Raw genomic sequence first — 18428 nt, 5'->3', positions numbered from 1 at the left:
GTTCGAGGCGCAAGCGCCCTCGGGCAGCGGCGCGTGGGGGCCCGGAGCAGGCTTGAGTGTCGTCACCGTGGCTCGGGACCGGGTGGAGAAGTGTTCAAGGGCCTCCGGCATGCCGGAGCACGGCTCACGCCAGTCTCGAGCGGAACACGATGTGTCGGGTGCAGGGTGGGACACAGCATGCCGAGCCGTGTGCGGGATCGTTTGCGCCCCTGGACTTCGCGGGGCACGAGAAAGGGGACCTTACCGATGGCAGGCGCTCGCCCCGAGGCCGCAGCGGTCTCGAAGACCACTTCCGACCAGCACGCTGCGGACGGCCCGGTGCCCGCTCCGGCCGCCGCCGCGCAGTCGACGACGGGTGAGCTGCTCGAACTGGCCCTGGGTTATGTGTACTCGGCGGCCCTGCACACGGCCGCGCGCTTCGGCATCGCCGACCACCTGGTGGACGGTCCCCGCACGGCCGCCGAACTCGCCGAGGCGATCGAGGTCGACGGTCCGTATCTGTACCGGCTGCTGCGATTACTGGCGACCAAGGGCGTCTTCCGTGAGGACACCGAGGGCCGCTTCCATCTGACCGCGCTCGCCCGGCCGTTGTGCACGGACGGGGAGCGGTCGCTGCGGGACTACATCACGGTGCGCGGCGAGGCGGTCTTCTGGGAGTCGGCCGGCCGTCTCCACGAGGCGGTCCGCACGGGCACGACCGCCTTCGAGCGCCTGTACGGCGTGCCCTTCTACGACCATGTCGCGGCGGACCCCGCTTTCGGCAGGGCGTTCAACTCCAGCATGGCGGCGTTCTCCGAGACGCTCAGCAACGACGTCGCCGAGGCCTGGGACTTCTCGCAGGTCAAGAGCGCCGTCGACGTGGGAGGCGGGCGGGGCGGTCTGCTGCGCGCGATCCTGCGGCGCAACCCGCACATGACGGGCACCCTGTTCGACCTCAAGTCCGTGGTGGCCGGTCATGTCCTCGACGAGCCCGGGCTGGAGGGGCGGTGGACCGTGGCGGGCGGAGACTTCTTCGTCTCCGTGCCGGCCGGCGCCGACGTCTATCTCCTCAAGCATGTGCTGGCCAGCTGGCCGGACGAGGACTGCGTGCGGATCCTGCGGACGTGCCGCGCCGCCATGCCCGCGCACGCACGGCTGCTCGCCGTCAACGCCATGATCCCGCCGGGCAACGACCCGCATCCGGGCAAGACCATCGACCTGCTGATGATGACGGTCCTGAACGGGAAGGGCCGCACCCGCGCGGAGTATGAGGCACTGCTCACGGCGGCGGGATTCACGGTCACCCGTGTGCTGGAGGCCTCGCCGCACGCGTCGGTGATGGAAGCGGTCGCGACCGCCTGACCCCCCGGACCGTCCGTCGTACGTCCGCTCCAGGCGGTCGTCCGCCCCGCCGTCGTCTGCGCGAGTGCGCCCGGTCAGCGGCTTCCGCGGGGACGCGGCCCGTGCGAGTCGCCGCCGGCCGCCAGGGCCTGGGCCGCCCGGTGCCGGTTGAGCCGGAGGCGGCGGAGGTAGGACCGTGCCATGGGGCCCGGGGGGACGCCCCGGGCGAAGGCCCGCATGTTGCGCTCTCCGGCGTTGTAGCCGAGGGCGAGGAGTTCGTCACGGGTGTAGCGGCGCGTACGGCGTTCCGGAAGCCTGCGGTCGAGGTCCGTCAGGTGCAGGGCCGCCGCGTGGACGGCGAACGCGGGGTCGTCGCGGAGATCCTCCCACCGCCCGTCGAGGTCGTGCGCCCGCCGTACCTGCTCGAACGTCGCCCGGTGCATGTTGGCGACACCGAAGGACGCGCCTGGCTTCCACCACTGCCACAGCCTCTCCAGCAGCGGATGGTGCGGCTTGTAGGCCTCGTTGTGGAGGACGCCCATCAGCAGCAGCGGTGACACACCCGTCTCGGCGGCGCTGCGCAGCACGTATCCGGCGTAGTCGGCCGGGTCGTACCCGCCCGGACGCAACGGCGGCGTCCGCACGTCACCGTCGTCGATCGGCCCCGGCCGTTCCGCCACCTCGGTCACTTCCTCGGTCATCCTCGGTCCACTCTCCTCGTCGCCGCCACCGGCGCGGTGGGCTGCCGGGGCACACGCCGGCGTGAGGTGCGCGTGCCCCCGCGGACGAGTCTCAATCAGCCGTGCCGGATCCCCTGACGGTCGCCCAGGCGCCGGCCGCCGGCCGGGCTCCCGAAGGTGACCGGCACGGCTCCCGCCGTGGGTGCGGCCGTCTGCGGCCCGCGTGCTACTCCGGTGCCTCCGGCCCGGCTTCCTCCAGGTCGGGCCGGCCCTCCGGGCGGCGGCCGCGCGGCTGCTGCGGCTCGGGGCGCACGGGCGCCGGCGGAATCGGACGGTCCACCGGCGCGTCGGAGGTCACGGTCATGGGCTCTCCGTGGTGCAGCACCACCAGCGGCTCGCCCTCCACCAGCCGGTAGCGGGCCCGGGACCGTTCGAGATCCACCCTCAGTCTGCGTCCGCGCACCAGCACCGTGAAGGCCACCCTGGACAGTGCTTCGGGCAAGCGCGGGACGAAGCTCAGGAGGTCCGGCTTCCCGTCCTCGCCGGCGGAGCGGCGCAGTCCTCCGAAGCCCGCGACCAGGGCGATCCACGTTCCGGCGAGAGAGGCGATGTGCAGTCCGTCGCGGGTGTTGTGCTCCAGGTCGCCCAGGTCCATCAACGCGGCCTCGACGAGGTAGGCGTAGGCGAGCCGCAGATGGCCGGTCTCGGCCGCGAGCACCGCCTGGCAGCAGGCCGAAAGGGAGGAATCGCGCACGGTCAGCGCTTCGTAGTAGGCGAAGTTGCGGGCCTTCTCCTCGTCGGAGAAGGCCTCCGGGCACTCCATCATCGCCAGCACCAGGTCCGCCTGCTTCACCACCTGTTTGCGGTACAGGTCGAAGTAGGGGTAGTGCAGCAGCAGCGGGTAGTGCTCGGGCGGGGTCGCGTCGAAGTCCCAGCGCTGCAATCGCGTGAAGCCGGCCGACTGTTCGTGCACACCGAGGGTCTCGTTGTACGGCACCGCCATGCGGGCGGCGGCGTCCCGCCAGACGGCGGCCTCCTCGTCGTCGACACCCAGCTCCGCGGCCCGGTCCGGGTGACGCATGGCCACGGCCGCCGCGGCCAGCAGGTTCCGCCGGGCCATCAGGTTGGTGTACAGGTTGTCCCGGGCGATGGCGCTGTACTCGTCGGGTCCGGTGACCCCGTCGATGTGGAAGACGCCGTCCGCGTCGTGATGCCCGAGGGAGCGCCACAGCCGGGCGGTGTCCACGAGGAGTTCCATGCCCTCGCCGCGCTCGAAGTCGGTGTCGCCGCTCACCATGATGTAGCGCATCGCGGCCATGGCGATGTCGGCGTTGATGTGGAATGCGGCCGTCCCGGCCGGCCAGTAGGCGGAGCACTCCGCGCCGTCGATCGTCCGCCAGGGGAACGTCGCTCCCGACAGGTTCAGTTGACGCGCGCGTTCGCGTGCCGCGGGCAGTGTCCCGTGCCGCCACCTCAGTGCCGAGGCGACGGCCTCCGGCGCGGTGAACGTCAGCAGGGGCAGCACATAGGACTCGGTGTCCCAGAAGGAGTGCCCGTCGTACCCGGTCCCGGTCAGTCCTTTGGCGGGGATCGCCCGGTTCTCGCCGCGGGCCGCCGCCTGGAGCACGTGGAACAGGGCGAAGCGCACCGCCTGCTGGATCTGCGCGTCGCCCTCCACCTCGACGTCCGCGCCGGCCCAGAACCGGTCCAGGTAGGTGCGCTGCGCGTCGACCAGCCCGTCCCAGCCGGTGCTGACCGCGGCCGCCACCGCACCGTCCACCTGATCGTGCACGGCCGGCAGCGAACGCTCCCCCGACCAGCCGTAGGCCACGAACTTCACCAGCCGCAGCGGCTGTCCGGGCTGCAGATCCGCGGTCACCGTCAGACGGCTGACGTCGGGTTCGCTCTCCGACGCCCAGCGCGTGCTCTCGGGCCCCTCCACGAGATGGTCGGCCGCCGCCCCCACCCGCAGGGCGCTGCCGGCGGTGCAGTGCACGAGGCGCAGCCGGGTCCCCTGCGCGAAGTGCTCCTCGGCCACCAACGGGGACTCGGTCGCCGCGGCGACGCGCGGGTCGCCCTCGAAGCGCGGCAGTTGTTCGTTGGCCACCAGCTCGGACTGGACGGCCACCGTGACCGCTGCGTCGACCGGCTCGACCTCGTACACGATCGCGGCCACGGCTCGTTGGGTGAAGGAGACCAGCCGCTGTGAGGTGATCCGGACCGTGACCGCGCCGGGCGTCTCCCACCGCGCGGTGCGGCTGAGCACACCGGTGCGGAAGTCCAGGAACCGCTCGTGCTCCAGCAGCCGGCCGTAGCGCAGGTCGCACGGGTGATCGTCGACCAGCAGCCGGATGATCTTGCCGTCGGTGACATTGATCATCGTCTGCCCGGACTCGGGGTAGCCGTAGCCCGCTTCGGCGTAGGGCAGCGGATGCCGCTCGAAGACACCGTTGAGGTAGGCGCCGGGCAGTCCGTGGGGTTCGCCCTCGTCGAGGTTCCCGCGCCAGCCGATGTGCCCGTTGGACAGCGCGAACACCGATTCGCTCTGCGCGAGGACGTCCAGGTTGAGCTCGGTCTCGCGCAGCCCCCACGGCTCGACGGTGAAACTGGGATGGGTGATCACGGCGACTCCAGAAGTTCGGCCAGGTCACTGACGGCCACGTCCGCCCCGTGCGCCCGCAGTTGATCTGCCTGGCCCACCCGGTCCACCCCCACGACCAGACCGAACCGTCCCGCCCGGCCCGCCTCCACACCGGCCAGCGCGTCCTCGAAGACGGCGGCCTCGTCCGGCTGCACCCCCAGCCCGCGGGCCGCCTCCAGGAAGGTGTCGGGAGCGGGCTTGCCGCGCAGCCGGCGCTCGCGTGCCACGACCCCGTCGATCCGTTCGTCGAAGAGGTCCTCGATGCCGGCGGCCACCAGGACGTCACGGCAGTTCGCGCTGGACGAGACCACCGCGCAGCGCAGACCGGCCTGCCGCACCGCGTGCACGAAGCGGACCGACCCCTCGTAGGGCTCCACACCCTCCTCGCGGATCCGGCTGAGCACCAGGTCGTTCTTGCGGGTGCCCAGTCCGTTCACGGTCTCGGCCTCGGGCGGGTCCTGCGGTGTTCCCTCGGGCAGTCGCACCCCGCGAGAGGCGAGGAAGGTGCGCACGCCGTCCTCCCGGGGCCGCCCGTCCACGTACTCGTCGTAGTCCTCGACGGCGTCGAAGGGCACGAACTCGGTCCCTTCGCGTGCGGCGCGCTCGCGGAGGAAGTCGTCGAACATCTCCTTCCAGGCGGCCGCGTGTACTTTCGCGGTCTGGGTGAGCACCCCGTCGAGGTCGAACAGGCAGGCACGGACATGAGCAGGAAGCCCCAGCATGCCGACCAAACTAGGAGGCGCCCGCGACCGCTGCCGTGGGGACACGGTCCGGCACGCCGGAAGGCACCCGCTCGGTCGAGACGTGAGAGGGGTCCGGTGATCCTGGAGGCCGCCGGAGCTCGCGTTACGAGGTCGCTGCCGGTGGCTCGCCGACGCGGCGCAGGGAACGGTCGGCCACGGTCACGGCGAGGAAGAGGGCGCTGACGCCGAGCATGAGCCAGGCGAGGTGGTGGAGGCCGCCGGTGTCGGCGCGCTGTCCGAAGAAGGCGCCGCCGGCGGCGGAGGCGACGATCGCGCCGAGGTAGCCGAAGGTGCGCAGGAGGCCGGCGGAGGAACCCATGCGGTCGGGGTCCGCCTGGTGGAAGACGGCGTTCTGCAGGGCGAGGCTGTTCAGGCCCTGCGGGACGCCGAGGACGACGACGACGGCCAGGAGGAGCCACGGGGCGCTGTGGGCGTCCAGGAGCAGCAGCAGGGCACACGCGACGAGTTGGCCGACGGCGCCCACCAGGAGCTTGCCTCGGATCGCCTCGCGGCGTCCGGTGAGGGTGGAGACGGCCAGGGCGGTGGCGAAGAGCGGCAGTTGGACCAGACCGGCCTGGGAGGCGGACAGCCCCCGGCCTTCCTCGGTCCACTGGGTGAATCCGTACAGGAACGCGTAGCTGACGATGTAGGCGAGCAGGGCCCGGGTGTAGGTGGCCAGGAGGGGCAGGCTGCCGCCCAGTACGCGGACGTCGATGAAGGGGTGCCGGGCCCGCAGCTCGCGCCGGGTGAAGGCGGCCGCCGCGGCGAGGGTCAGCGCCGGGAGGTACCAGTGGCCGCCGCCGGGGCTCATGAGGAACAGCAGCAGGCAGACCATGGCCGTGGCGAACAGTGCCATGCCGGGCAGGTCCAGGGCGGCGGCGGGGTGGGGGTCCTCACCGCGGCGGGTGGTGGGGGTCGCGGGGAGGCGGCGGGCGCCGAGGCAGAGGCCGGCGAGGGCGAGGGGGATGTTGACGGCCAGGGTGGCGCGCCATCCGCCGACGCCGATCAGCAGGCCGCCGAGGCTGGGGCCGATGACGGCGATGGTCTGGGTGGTGACGGCGAGGGCGGTGAGGACGCCGACGGGGCTGTCCTGGCCGGTGCGTCGGGCCTCGCTGCGGATGAGGTACATGGCCGCCGGATAGCCGGAGCAGGTGCCGAAGCCCAGGATCACGCGTGCGGCGATGAGCACGCCCAGGTCGGGGGCGAGCATGCCGACGACGCCGGCGACGCCGGTCAGTGCCGTCCCGGCCAGGAACAGGCGGCGCGGCCCGAAGAGGTCGATCAGCCGGCCCACGACGGGCTGGCCGATGGCGGTGGCCAGGTAGAGGGCGCTGATGAGCCATGCCGTCCGCGAGGGCGGTGCGCCGAAGGCGGCGCCGATCGGGACCAGGGAGACGGAGATGACGGAGGAGTTGACCGGGTTGAGCACCGATCCCAGCATCATCGGGGCCAGCAGCCGCCGGTCGAAGCGGCCGTCCGGCGTCCTGGCCGGGCCCGGACGCAGCCGGAGCAGTGCGCGGATCATCCGGCCGGTCACGAACGGACGACCCGTTCCAGTATCGCCGCCGCTTCGAGCAGGGTGTGCCGTTCGGCTTCCGTGCACCGGTCCTCCAGGGCGCGGGTGAGCCAGCCCTCTCCGGCGCGGCGGCGGTCCTCCAGGAAGGCGTGGCCGCTGTCCGTGACGAAGACCAGCTGGCGCCTGCCGTCCCCGGGATCGGGACGGCGGGACACGAGGCCGCGTTCCTCCAGGACGGCGACGGTGGAGGCCACCGACTGGTGCCGTACCCGCTCGGCTGCCGCCAGGTCGCTGACCGAGGCCTCGCCGTCCTTGTCCAGGCGGCTGAGGACGGAGGTCTGGGACGGCGTGAGGTCACCGGGGTCGTAGCTCTCGCGCATGCGGCGCCGGAGGCGGCTGAACACCACGCGGAACTCGTGTGCCGCGCGCACGGCCGATTCGGACACGCCGGCGGTGTCGCCGATCTCGTTCATATGTACAGGTTAGGTTGCGCAGTCCAGCCTGTGCAAATGGCTGGGCGGTCCGGCGGCCCGCCGGAGCCTCCCACGGGCGCACGCATCGCTCGGGCGCGTTCCGCGAGCGCAGGCGTCGCACCGTGCGGGCGTGGACGGCGCCCGCACGCATCGCACCGCGCAGGCGTGGAAGAAGGGGCCCATGACTTCTCTGACGGAACAGCGGAACACGGCCGACTTCTACGACTTCGAGTCAGCCCTGACGGAGGAGGAGCGCAAGGTCCTGCACAGGACACGGGCGTTCATGCGCGAGGAGGTGCAGCCCCTGGTGGCCGAGCACTGGGCCGAGGGCACCTTCCCCGGGGAACTGATCGGCCGCTTCCGGGACAGCGGCCTGGTCGGGCTGCCGTACGAGGGGTACGGCGAACCGGGCCCCGCCGCCAGCCACCTGCTGACGGGGATGATGGCCATGGAGATGAGCCGCGTCGACGCCTCCGTCGCCACCTTCTTCGGCGTCCACAACGGACTCGCCATGTACGCCATCCAGCTCGGCGGTGACCAGGCCCAGCGCGACCGCTGGCTGCCGGGGATGGCGCGGATGGACACCATCGGGGCGTTCGCGCTCACGGAGCCGCTCGACGGTTCCGACATAGCGGCGGGTATGCGGACGACGGCCCGGCGCGACGGCGACACCTGGGTGCTGGACGGCGCCAAACGCTGGATCGGCAACGCGACCTTCGCCGATCACGTCGTCGTGTGGGCCCGTGACGTCGCCGACGACCAGGTCAAGGGCTTCGTCGTCGGCAAGGGCGCACCGGGGTTCAGGGCCGAGAAGATCACCCACAAGACCTCGCTCCGCATCGTGGAGAACGCGGACGTCACCCTCGACGGCGTCCGGGTGCCGGAGACCGACCGGCTGCAGAACGTCTCCTCGTTCCGCGAGGTCGCCGAGATCCTGCGCGCGACGCGCAGCGGTGTGGCCTGGCAGGCCCTCGGTGTCATGATCGGCGCGTACGAACTGGCTCTGCGCTACGCCACGGAGAGGCAGCAGTTCGGCCGGCCGCTCGCGGGATTCCAGCTCGTGCAGGACCTCCTGGTGAAGAGCCTGGGGAACATCACGTCGAGCTGGGGCATGCTGCTCCAGCTCGCCCGGCTGCAGGACAGGGGGGTGTTCCGGGACGAGCACTCCTCCCTGGCCAAGGCCCACGTCACCGGCCGGATGCGCGAGGTCGTGGCCTGGGCCCGCGAGATCTTCGGGGGCAACGGCATCGTCCTGGACTACGACGTCGCACGCTTCTTCGCGGACGCGGAGGCCATCTACTCCTTCGAGGGCACCCGGGAGATGAACACGCTGATCGTCGGCAAGGCGATCACCGGCGAAAGCGCCTTCGTCTGACCGGCGACGCCCTGGCGTACGCCGACTCCCGTGAGGCCGCGGACCCGCCATTGCGGCCAAGGCGGGGCGGGGCCGCGCCCGTTCACCCGGCCGGTGCTCGGCCGGCGGCGACTCGGCGGGTGACGGAGCGCCACGACTCCAGGGGCGGGACGCGCAGACCCGGCACCTTCCCGGCGTCGTCGGCGCGGCGCGGCGTGACCGCCGCCGTGAAGTCGGGGTCGGCCTCGAAGTCCGCCGCCTCCCGGGGCGTCATGGGCCGCCCTGACGGCCCAGCGTCCGAGCGCTCTCCGGGGAGAGGGTGAGGCCCGGACCGGCGGCGGCGAGATGGCGTTGGGCCGGGACGTGCGCGGCGACCAGGCGGGCGCCCCGCGGCCCGAGCAGACCCTCGACCGCCTCCGCCGCGTGCCGGCCGCGTCCCGCCTCGTCGGCAGGCACGGCTCGTCGTCCCAGTGATCCGGGGCCTGTGAGCCGTCCACCCTCCGCTCCGGGCCCCCGGGGTCAGTGCTGCTCGCGCAGGCCCCAGGGAGAGCCGTACTCGGTGAGCAGGTCGAGGAAGGGGCGGGGTGCCATGGCCTCGGGGCCGAGGACGCCCTGTCCCGACCAGACGCCGGTGGCGAGGAGTTCGAGGGCGGCGACCGGGTTGACGGCGGTCTGCCAGACCACGGCCTGACAGCCGTACTCGCGCATCGACCACTGGTTGTCGACCACGTGGTAGAGGTACACCTCGCGCGGGGCGCCGTCCTTCGTGCCCTTCACCCAGGTGCCCGCGCAGGTCTTGCCGGTCATCCGGTCGCCCAGGGTGGCCGGGTCGGGCAGGCAGGCGGCGACCACGTCGCGCGGGGACACCCGCACCGGCCCGTCCTCGCCCGGGACGGTGACCTTCGCGGTGGAGTCCAGCCCCAACTCGTGCAGGGTCTTCAGCTTGGCGATGAAGTCGTCGCCCAGGCCGTACTTGAACGTCACCCGGCGCGCGTCCACCCAGCGGGGTATCAGCAGCACCTCCTCGTGCTCGACGTTCACGCACTCGACCGGGCCGATGCCCTCCGGGAAGTCGAAGACCTCCGGTTCGCTGAAGGGCGCCGTGGTGAACCAGCCGCGGTCCTTCTCGTAGACCACCGGAGGGTTCAGGCACTCCTCGATCGTGGTCCAGATACTGAAGGACGGCGCGAAGTCGTAGCCCTCCACGGTCAGGTCGGCCCCGTCGCGGACGCCTATCTCCTCGATGTCGTCGAAGAGTTCGTCGGCGGCGTAGCGGGCGAAGACGTCGGACAGGCCGGGCTCCACCCCCATGCCGACCAGGGCCAGCCGGCCCGCGTCCGCCCAGCGCCCGGCCAGCTCGAACTGGCCGTCGCCGAGTTTCACGCCGCACTCCTGGTACGGGCGCTCGGCGTGCGGGGCGGACAGGGACATCGCCATGTCGACATAGTGGGCGCCCGCCGCGAGTGCCGCCCGGAACAGATGCATCACGAACCGCGGGTCGGTCGCGTTGAGCAGTACGTCGCAGCGTTCCTCGGCGAGCAGCCGGCGTACGCCGTCCTCGTCGGAGGCGTCCAGACGCCGGGCGCTGAAGCGGTCGCCGTGCTCCTTCAGCGCGGCGACGGCCGCCTCCGCCCGGCTGAGGTCGTAGTCGGCCACGACCATGTGGGTCAGGAAGTCGCGGCGGGCCGCGATCCGGGTGACGGCGGTCCCGACACCGCCCGCGCCCACGAGCAGTACTCGCATGTCAGACACCTTTCTCCCAAGGCACACGCCTGTGCGGATGACCCGATGCAACGGGACCGCGCAAGGTAAAGTCAATGGCGTTGGCATAAGGGTCGCCGTCGTGGCGCCGAGGAGGAGGGGTCCGCATGGCCAAGCAAGTGGTGCCCGAGTCGGCGCGGCGCAGGCGCCGGCCGACGCAGCGGGGCACCGTGCTGTCGGAGGCGCTCATCGTGCGGACCGCGCTGCGGGTGCTGCGCGAGCACGGCAGCACCGGCCTCACCGCGCGCCGGCTGGGTGCGGCCCTCGGCGCGGACCCGAGCACCCTCTACCGCTACTTCGCCGGGATGGACGACCTGACCCGGGCCATCGGCGAGGAGCTGATGGGGCGGGCGCTGGACACCTGGTCCGCCACGGGTGAGTGGCGGGCCGATCTGCGGGCCCTCGGGCTCGCCATCCACTCCTCGTACCTCGCGCACCCGCACGCCGCCGCACTGACCGCGAGCCGGGTCACCGGGCGGCCCCGGGAGATCGCGGTCGACGAGACGATCCTCGGCATCGTGCGCTCCGCCGGCTTCCCGGACGACGAGGCCGTCCGCCTCTACCACGCCTTCATCGACCTGAGCCTGGCCTTCGCCGCACTCGATGCCGGAGCGCTGGCCCTGACGCAGGAGGCGCGCGCGGCCGACGAGGAGATGTGGACCTCCACGTATGCCCGGCTCCCCGCGGAGTCCTACCCGCACATCGCCGCGACCGCCGGGCTGCTGGCCGCCCGCATGCCGCACAGCGCCTACCCGGCCGTCCTCGACACCCTGCTGGACAGCGCCGCCGCGCAACTGGCCGCCGCGCGATCCGCGGACTCACCCTGACCGGACCGAACCGAGTCTGCCCTGACCGGACCCGCCCCTGGCCGAGGGCGTCCGGCCGACCCGCGGATGCCCCCCTTCCCCATCGTCCATGTGATCCGGGGTGACACCTTCCCGGGCGCGATCGCGCGGGCACCGGGATGGCAGGTGCCGGGATGCCGGGTGCCGGGATGCTGGATGCCGGGTGCCGGGTGGCGGGCGCCGGAATGCCGGGCGCCGGGATGCCGGGTGCCCGGGTGCCGGGTGGCGGGCGCCGGAAGGCCGGGTGGCGGGCGCCGGGTTCTCGAGCGCCGGGCGCCGGGCCCCGGGCGGTTACGGCACCGGGAGGAGCACTCCGGGGTTGAGGACGCCGGCCGGGTCCAGGGCGGCCTTCGCGGCGGACAGGGCGGCGGCGAAGGGGTCGGGGCGCTGGCGGTCGTACCAGGGGCGGTGGTCGCGCCCGACCGCGTGGTGATGCGTGATGGTCCCGCCGTGCGCCTCGATCGCCTCGGACACCGCGGCCTTGATGTGGTCCCACTGGGCTACGGTGCTGCCCCAGCGGCCGGGTGCGTACACGCCGAAGTACGGCGCCGGCCCATCCGGGTAGACATGGGTGAACCGGCAGGTGACGACGCCTGTTCCGGTCACCTCGCGGATGGCTTGGCGCGCCGCGCCGGTGACCGCCCGGTGGAGTGCCTCGAACCGGTCCCAGGTGCAGGCCGTCTCGAACGTCTCGGCGATCATCGAGTGACGGGCCAGCGCGTCGCGTTGATAGGGCATGCGCAGGAACGACGAGCGCCAGGTCTCCGTGGCCGATCCACCGGACCGGCCCTCACCGGAGTTCCTCGCTGATCCCCGGCCGGAGTTCCCGGCGGAATCCCCGGCCGGTTCCCCGCCGTCGTTCATGCCGGGTTCCCCGCCGGAGTTCCGGCCGGGTTCTCCGGCGGGATCGGCGAACGGCTCGCCGCCGTGGTCCCGGCAGAGTTCCACGGCCCGCTCCAGGCTCCGGCGGACCGGGTGGTCCGCCGATTCGAAGGCGAGGACGAGTACACCGCCGCCCACGCTCACGCCCGCGTTGATCAGCGACTCGGCCGCGTCGAGCAGGCGGCAGTTCGCCGGGTGCAGCCCGCTCTGCGCGATCGCCCGGGTGGCCGCGACCGCCGCCGCGTAGTCGTCGAACCGCACCGACGCCCCGGCGCGCCGGCGGGGGCGCTCCTGGAGGCGCATCCACGCCTCCGTGATGACGCCCAACGTTCCCTCGCTGCCCAGGAAGAGCCGGTCGGGAGACGGCCCCGCGCCGGAGCCCGGCAGCCGCCGCGACGCGCTGACCCCGCTCGGCGTGACCACCCGCATCGACTCGACCATGTCGTCGATGTGCGTGTACAGCGTCGCGTAGTGGCCGCCGGCGCGCGTGGCGAGCCAGCCGCCCAGCGTGGAGAACTCGAACGACTGCGGGAAGTGCCGCAGCGTCAGCCCGTGGGGACGCAGCTGGGCCTCCAGACGCGGACCGAACACGCCGGCCTGGATGCGCGCGGCCCGGCTCGTCCGGTCGATCTCCAGGACCCGGTCCAGGCGCTCCAGATCGAGGGTGACCACGGCGGGGTGACCGTCGAAGCGCGGCTCCACGCCGCCGACCACCGAACTGCCGCCGCCGTACGGGATGACGGCGATGCCCTCGCGCGAGCACCAGTCCATCAGGTCGGTCACGTCGCGCTCGTCGCGGGGCCGGACGACGAGGTCCGGTACGTGGCGCAGCTCCCCGTGCAGGTTGCGGACCACGTCCCGGAACGCCTTGCCGTGGGCGTGCGCGGCGCGGTCGGCCGGCTCGGCGGAGCAGAGGGCGGCGAGCGAGGCGGGTGCGGACACCCGGGGCGCGCGCAGGCCGAGGGCGGCGACGGCCGGCGGTCTGTGCTCGGTCAGTTCGCCCGGGATCAGCGCTCGCACGCGTGACAGCAGCATCCGCAACTCGGCACCGGACACCGCGTCCTGGGCGTTTCCCCAGCCCCACCACGATCGCGTCACGACAGTGCGCCCCTCGATTGACCCATGGGTAAATTACTTTGGGGTCACATGGTGGGCTAGGGTGGCCCTCATGGGCAAGGCCGGAACCAAGGGTGTCTCCCGGGCGGAGCGGGAGCGGCAGATCATCGACGTGGCCGTGGAGGAGTTCGGCAGACACGGGTACGCGGGGGTGTCCGTCGCCGCCGTCGCGGGGCGCGCGGGCATCTCCAAACCGCTGGTCTACAGCTACTTCGACTCCAAGGACGGGCTGTACCTGGCCTGCGTCCACCGGGTCGGCGGCCTGCTGGTGGACGCCGTGGCCGCCGCCAGGTCCCGCAGCGGCTCGGCCGACCACGCGCTGGACACCCTCGGCGCGATCTTCACCACGGTCGAGCGGTGCCGACACGCCTGGTCGGTGCTCTACGATCCGGCCCTGCCGCCGACCGATGAGCTGCGCGGGGCCGTGCGTCTGTACCGCGGGCGGCTCGCCGCCATGGGGGCCGCGGGCGCCGCCGGGCTCCTCACCCGGGCCGGGCACGACGACCCACTCGACCACCAACTGCTCCATCACGTCTGGCAGTACACCGTGACCGCCGTCATGCGCTGGTGGTCGGACCACCCCGACCAGAGCGCGGCCGAGATGACGGCCCGCTGCGTGCGTCTGCTCACCGCGCTCGGCACGGACTGACCGGCCCGGGGCGGGACCGTGCGGACCGGCCCGGGACCGAACTCACCGGCCCGGGGCGGGACCCTACTGACCGGCCCGGGGGCCGCACGACCGGCGCCGCGGGTCAGCGGACGCGTGCGACGCCGGCGTAGATGCCGCTGCCCTCCGGGGAGGGAGCCGGGGTCTCCTTGAACCACTCCGGAGCGGTCACCAGCCCGGGCTCCACCAGATCCAGGCCCTCGAAGAAGCGCAGGACACCGGCGCGCGTCCGGAATCCCAGACGGATGCCGCCCTTGGCGTACTCGGCCGTGACCTGTTCGGCGAGTTCGGGGAAGATGTCGGACGCGGCGTGCGACAGCACCAGGTAACTGCCGGAGGGCAGTTCGGCCACCATGTCCCGCACCAGGGCGTGGGGGTTCTGGTCGTCGCCGAGGAAGTGCATCAGCGCGATCAGCGACAGGGCGATGGGGCGGCTGAAGTCGAGGATCCGGCGCGCGTGACCCATGATCGCGGCCGGGTCCCGGACATCGGCCTCCACATAGTCCGTGACACCCTCCGGACGCCCCACGAGCAGCGCCTCCGCGTGCCGCAGCACGATCGGGTCGTTGTCCGTGTAGACGACACGGGCGGTCGGAACGATGTCCTGGACTATCTGATGGAGGTTCGGCTCGGTGGGGATGCCGGTGCCGATGTCGAGGAACTGGTCGATGCCCTGTCCGGCGAGCCAGGCGACCGCGCGGTTCATGAACGCGCGGTTCTGCCTGGCGGCGTCCCGGGCCTGCGGGGGAAGTCTGTCCCCCACCGCCTCGTCGACGGGATAGTTGTCCTTGCCGCCGAGCAGCCAGTCGTAGACGCGGGCCGGGTGGGCCGTGCTCGTGTCGATCTGCCGGGGGGTTGAGGTGCCGGGCGTCATGGCGGGCTCCGTCGCGCGTCGTTGACCGATGGATGCTGACGATCAACGAGTGTCGCACACCGTTCTCCTTGCTCCGCAAGGCCGTTGACGCATCCCGGACCGCCGCTGTCCGGCTGGGCCATTCGGATGGGACTCGCCGCGCCGCGGAGCTGCGGCGGGCAAGCCCCGCTGCGCGGGCCTATGTTCAGGTGCTGTTCCACTGCCCCGGGCAACGGTGCCGGCCGTGCCGGCCACGGGACACACGGCGGGCGCGCGGACCACGGACGTCGACGGCGGTCCTCGGCGCCGGGGCCGAGACGGTGCGCGGCCGGCGGTGTGACCGTGGTGATCGACGCGGCGGTGCGAAAGACGTACCGCGCACGGCTGAAGGCGTACCGCGCGCGGCGGTCGACCGTCGCCCGCACCCTGAGGGAGATGAGCATGGAGGTCGTGCGAGCGATGTGTCAGCCTCACCCGGCCGGGCGCCGGCCGGTCGATCGGGCACGGCCCGCCCTGCGGCCGGCACGCGGGGTCCGATCATGACCGGGTCGCCGTCCGCGGACGACGCGGCCGCCGGGGAAGGCCGCTACGGAGAGGACCTCTTCGAACCGGACCGCCCGGGCGAAGCCGAGCGGATCGACGCCGCCGCGCTGGCCTACGACCCCGTGACCACGCGCCGGCTGCGGGCTCTGGGCGTGGGCCCGGGCAGCCGCTGTCTGGAAGTGGGGGCGGGGACCGGAACGGTGGCGCGCTGGCTGCTGGAAGAGGCGGGCGTCGAGGAGGTCGTCGCCCTCGACCGGGACACCGGCGCACTGGACGCCCTCGCGGAGCCCCGGCTGCGGGTGGTCGACGCCGACGTCACCGACGAGAGCCTGCGCCCCGGCAGCTTCGACCTCGTCCACGCCAGGTTCGTCCTCATGCACCTGCCCCAGCGCCGCCGGCTCGTCACCCGGCTGGCGGGCTGGCTCAGGCCGGGAGGCTGGCTGGTACTGGGCGACGCGGTGGAACTGCCGGACGCCCTGGACGCCTCCTCCGCCTACCGGCGGACCATGGACGCCATGTGGCGGGCGCTGCGATCGACGATCGGCACGGACGTCTCCACGGTCCCGGCGTATCCGCACTTCCTGCGGGAGGAGGACCTGCGGAACGTCGCCGCGGAGCTGTACTGCCCGCCCCTGGTCGCGGGCAGCCCCCTCGCCGCGTTCTGGTCCGAGACGTGGAGCCGGATGCGGCCCGCTCTGGAGGAGACCGGCCTGGTGGACGCCACGGTCGTCGACGAGGCCCTCGCGTACCTGGCGTCGTCCCGGCTCGCCGAGCTGGGGCCCGGCATGATGATGGCCTGGGGGCAGCGCGAGCGCCGGAGCCGCTGACCGCGGCGAGGCTTCCCGACGAGGTTCGGCAGGCTGAGGGACGGGGACACCGTCTCCGCGGGCTGCCCACCCTGCCGGCCAGGCCGTCGCCCGACGACTGGCCGGGCCGCCGCGCCTACCACCTTCGTGGCGGCCGGCCGGCGGTCTCACGGCGTCGGCAGTCCGGCCGTCATCGGCCGCGTACACGGCGCCGGCACCGGCGCGCGCACCGGCTCGGGACGCGTGTGCCGGTGCGCGTCCTCCAGCCATTCCCGGTAGGCCGGCGCCTCACGGGCGACCGCCCAGTAGGCCTGCTCCAACTGTGGGTACACCTCGTCCAGTTCGGCTTCGGTGCGGGCGGCCAGCAGGAGGCGCACGCCTATCGGGTTGCCCTCCAGGGGGCGGATCGCGAGGTCGGGACGGGGATGGGCGGTCGGCTGGCTGACCGTGACCACCTCTCCGGTGGCGGCCAGGGAGTACGCGGTGAGGTAGTCGCCGTGCAGCATCTCCGGCTCCAGGCCCGCCGCCCGCAGCACCCGGAACAGGGCGTCCCACTCGCCGTCGACCGTGGAGTCGATCATCCACCGGTCACCGGCCAGGTCGGCAAGGCTCACCTGCCGCCGCGACGCCGCGGGATGGTCGGCGGCGAGCGTGACGAACTGCGGTTCCCGCTCGAGGAGCACGCGCAGGCACAGGCCGGGCGGGACGCGCAGCGGGCTGCCCTCCACCTCGTGCACGAAGGCCATGTCGAGCCGGCCCGCGGCGACCATGCCGAGCAGGGCGTTGGCGGACACGTTCATCTGCAGCGTCGGTTCGATCCGCGGTACCCGTGCCCGCAGCAGGCGCAGCCAGCCGGGGATGGCCCGGCTCGCCGTGGCGCCGATGCGCAGCTGGAACCGGCCGGTGGCGCGGGCGGCCGCCGCCCTGGTCTCGGTGACGATCGCGGTGAACTCGGTGATGAGCGGTCTGGCCCGGCTCAGCACCGCGAGCCCCAGCGGGGTGGGGCGGCAGCCGGTCCGGGCGCGGACGAAGAGCTGGGCACCGAGCGCCTGCTCTATGCGGCGCAGCTGAGTGCTCAACGAGGGCTGCGCCAGGCCGAGTTCTCGTGCCGCTTTGTGCAGGCTGCCGGTGTCGGCGATGGCGCAGAGAACGCGCAGATGCCTCACCTCGAGCTCCATGGAGGGAGCGTAGGGCGGCGCGGGGCGTGACACCAGATGTTCAAGTTCCAACAAACAACGCAAGTGGGCGAGTTGGGCGCCGATAGCCCCGTGCTATCCCCGATTGCCATCATCCCCCGACCCGTTGGCCTACAGGAGACTCACTGGCAACCGATCGTTCAACCCCACAGGACGAGAAGGAGCCCCCACATGGCCTCGTTCCGCCACAGCACCGGCTCGAAGAACCCCAGACGCATCCTGGCCCTCGCGCTCGGCCTCGGTCTGGCCTCCGCCGCGCTCGGCACCGCGAACCCGGCGAGCGCCCAGAGCCCCGCCAAGGCCCCCGCCCCCACGAGCGCCGTCGGCTACGTGGGTACGGCAGAGAACGCCGGCAACAAGGCGTTCTTCGACGCCGTGCTGAAGTCGGTCGCCAAGAGGCAGGCCGCCCAGTCCTCCCTGAAGGCGGTGACCGTCTACTACAACGCCTCCCAGGCCCCGAGCTTCCGTTCCCAGATATCGAGCGCCGCCTCCATCTGGAACAGCTCGGTGTCGAACGTCAAGCTCCAGGCGACGTCCGGCGGCGCCGACTTCTCCTACTACGAAGGCAACGACTCACGCGGGTCCTACGCCTCCACCAACGGTCACGGCAGCGGCTACATCTTCCTGGACTACACGCAGAACCAGCAGTACGACTCCATCCGGGTCACCGCGCACGAGACCGGTCACGTGCTCGGGCTGCCCGACCACTACAGCGGCCCGTGCAGCGAGCTGATGTCGGGCGGCGGTCCCGGCCCCTCCTGCACCAACCGGTACCCGAACTCCGCCGAGCGCTCGCGGGTCAACCAGCTGTGGGCCAACGGCCTCGCCAAGGCCATCGCGCAGGTGAACGCGTCGCGCTGACCCCCGTGCACGTGCCGGGCGGGCCTCCCCAGGGTCCGGGCCGGCCCCTTCCGGTACGGACCGCGGCGCCGACCCGCGGTCCGTACCGCCGCTGTCTTCGACGCCATCGAGCGGTCGCGGCGGGGCTGGAGGGGTGCTACCGGTGCGAGCCGGACGCCGGCCGCCGACGGG

Annotated in this window: 17 protein-coding genes; 6 read left to right on the top strand and 11 right to left on the bottom strand. The window is 72.7% G+C overall.

Features of this window, described 5'->3' with window-relative positions:
• The first annotated feature begins 246 nt into the window (after positions 1-246).
• The gene (locus ABVB68_RS25535) at positions 247-1341 is read left to right on the top strand and encodes a methyltransferase (RefSeq protein ID WP_353603466.1); all 1095 of its coding nucleotides are present in this window, start codon (positions 247-249) and stop codon (positions 1339-1341) included.
• A 74-nt stretch (positions 1342-1415) separates the two neighbouring features.
• Here the strand turns inward: ABVB68_RS25535 and ABVB68_RS25530 are convergent, their stop codons facing one another.
• From ABVB68_RS25530 to ABVB68_RS25510, 5 genes are all read right to left on the bottom strand, one after another.
• A complete protein-coding gene (locus ABVB68_RS25530; protein ID WP_353603465.1) occupies positions 1416-2021 on the bottom strand; it encodes a lytic transglycosylase domain-containing protein in 606 nt (201 codons plus the stop codon).
• Positions 2022-2226: 205 nt separating this feature from the next.
• Positions 2227-4623, bottom strand: a complete 2397-nt coding sequence (locus ABVB68_RS25525) for a glycoside hydrolase family 65 protein (RefSeq protein WP_353603464.1) — start codon at positions 4621-4623, stop codon at positions 2227-2229.
• Positions 4620-5363 (bottom strand): HAD family hydrolase, encoded by a 744-nt coding sequence (locus ABVB68_RS25520; protein ID WP_353603463.1) that lies wholly within the window; start codon positions 5361-5363, stop codon positions 4620-4622. The genes ABVB68_RS25525 and ABVB68_RS25520 overlap by 4 nt, the downstream gene beginning before the upstream one ends.
• A 124-nt stretch (positions 5364-5487) precedes the next feature.
• Entirely contained in the window at positions 5488-6909 is a 1422-nt protein-coding gene (locus tag ABVB68_RS25515) for an MFS transporter (RefSeq protein WP_353603480.1), read from the bottom strand.
• A gap of 8 nt (positions 6910-6917) precedes the next feature.
• Positions 6918-7373: a MarR family winged helix-turn-helix transcriptional regulator gene (locus ABVB68_RS25510; RefSeq protein ID WP_353603462.1), complete on the bottom strand. Its 456-nt coding sequence runs from the start codon at positions 7371-7373 to the stop codon at positions 6918-6920.
• Between the two features lie 181 nt (positions 7374-7554).
• Between ABVB68_RS25510 and ABVB68_RS25505 the strand changes: the two genes are divergently transcribed.
• Positions 7555-8748 (top strand): acyl-CoA dehydrogenase family protein, encoded by a 1194-nt coding sequence (locus tag ABVB68_RS25505; RefSeq protein WP_353603461.1) that lies wholly within the window; start codon positions 7555-7557, stop codon positions 8746-8748.
• 82 nt (positions 8749-8830) lie between these two features.
• Here the strand turns inward: ABVB68_RS25505 and ABVB68_RS25500 are convergent, their stop codons facing one another.
• From ABVB68_RS25500 to ABVB68_RS25490, 3 genes are all read right to left on the bottom strand, one after another.
• Positions 8831-9001, bottom strand: a complete 171-nt coding sequence (locus ABVB68_RS25500; RefSeq protein ID WP_353603460.1) for a hypothetical protein — start codon at positions 8999-9001, stop codon at positions 8831-8833.
• On the bottom strand, positions 8998-9183 hold the full coding sequence (locus ABVB68_RS25495; RefSeq protein WP_353603459.1) for a hypothetical protein: 186 nt from the start codon (positions 9181-9183) through the stop codon (positions 8998-9000). The genes ABVB68_RS25500 and ABVB68_RS25495 overlap by 4 nt, the downstream gene beginning before the upstream one ends.
• Before the next feature lie 63 nt (positions 9184-9246).
• A complete protein-coding gene (locus ABVB68_RS25490) occupies positions 9247-10470 on the bottom strand; it encodes a saccharopine dehydrogenase family protein (protein WP_353603458.1) in 1224 nt (407 codons plus the stop codon).
• Positions 10471-10595: 125 nt separating this feature from the next.
• Between ABVB68_RS25490 and ABVB68_RS25485 the strand changes: the two genes are divergently transcribed.
• On the top strand, positions 10596-11315 hold the full coding sequence (locus ABVB68_RS25485) for a TetR/AcrR family transcriptional regulator (protein WP_353603457.1): 720 nt from the start codon (positions 10596-10598) through the stop codon (positions 11313-11315).
• 309 nt (positions 11316-11624) lie between these two features.
• On the opposite strand, the gene ABVB68_RS25480 is transcribed toward ABVB68_RS25485, so the two are convergent.
• Entirely contained in the window at positions 11625-13313 is a 1689-nt protein-coding gene (locus tag ABVB68_RS25480; protein ID WP_353603456.1) for an FAD-binding oxidoreductase, read from the bottom strand.
• A gap of 70 nt (positions 13314-13383) precedes the next feature.
• Between ABVB68_RS25480 and ABVB68_RS25475 the strand changes: the two genes are divergently transcribed.
• A complete protein-coding gene (locus ABVB68_RS25475) occupies positions 13384-13980 on the top strand; it encodes a TetR/AcrR family transcriptional regulator (protein ID WP_353603455.1) in 597 nt (198 codons plus the stop codon).
• A gap of 103 nt (positions 13981-14083) precedes the next feature.
• Here ABVB68_RS25475 and ABVB68_RS25470 read toward each other — a convergent pair whose 3' ends face one another.
• The gene (locus ABVB68_RS25470; protein ID WP_353603454.1) at positions 14084-14872 is read right to left on the bottom strand and encodes an SAM-dependent methyltransferase; all 789 of its coding nucleotides are present in this window, start codon (positions 14870-14872) and stop codon (positions 14084-14086) included.
• Between the two features lie 518 nt (positions 14873-15390).
• Between ABVB68_RS25470 and ABVB68_RS25465 the strand changes: the two genes are divergently transcribed.
• Positions 15391-16221, top strand: coding sequence for a class I SAM-dependent methyltransferase (locus tag ABVB68_RS25465; protein ID WP_353603453.1), 831 nt, complete (start codon positions 15391-15393; stop codon positions 16219-16221).
• Positions 16222-16367: 146 nt separating this feature from the next.
• On the opposite strand, the gene ABVB68_RS25460 is transcribed toward ABVB68_RS25465, so the two are convergent.
• On the bottom strand, positions 16368-17378 hold the full coding sequence (locus ABVB68_RS25460) for a LysR family transcriptional regulator (RefSeq protein WP_353603452.1): 1011 nt from the start codon (positions 17376-17378) through the stop codon (positions 16368-16370).
• 189 nt (positions 17379-17567) lie between these two features.
• Between ABVB68_RS25460 and snpA the strand changes: the two genes are divergently transcribed.
• Positions 17568-18257, top strand: a complete 690-nt coding sequence (snpA, locus tag ABVB68_RS25455) for a snapalysin (protein ID WP_353603451.1) — start codon at positions 17568-17570, stop codon at positions 18255-18257.
• Positions 18258-18428 lie beyond the last annotated feature (171 nt).

The sequence above is a fragment of the Streptomyces sp. NPDC096012 genome, from assembly GCF_040426375.1.
Lineage (GTDB): Bacteria > Actinomycetota > Actinomycetes > Streptomycetales > Streptomycetaceae > Streptomyces.
Note: the sequence above shows the minus strand (reverse complement) of the source record. Positions and strands in the feature narration are given on the sequence as shown.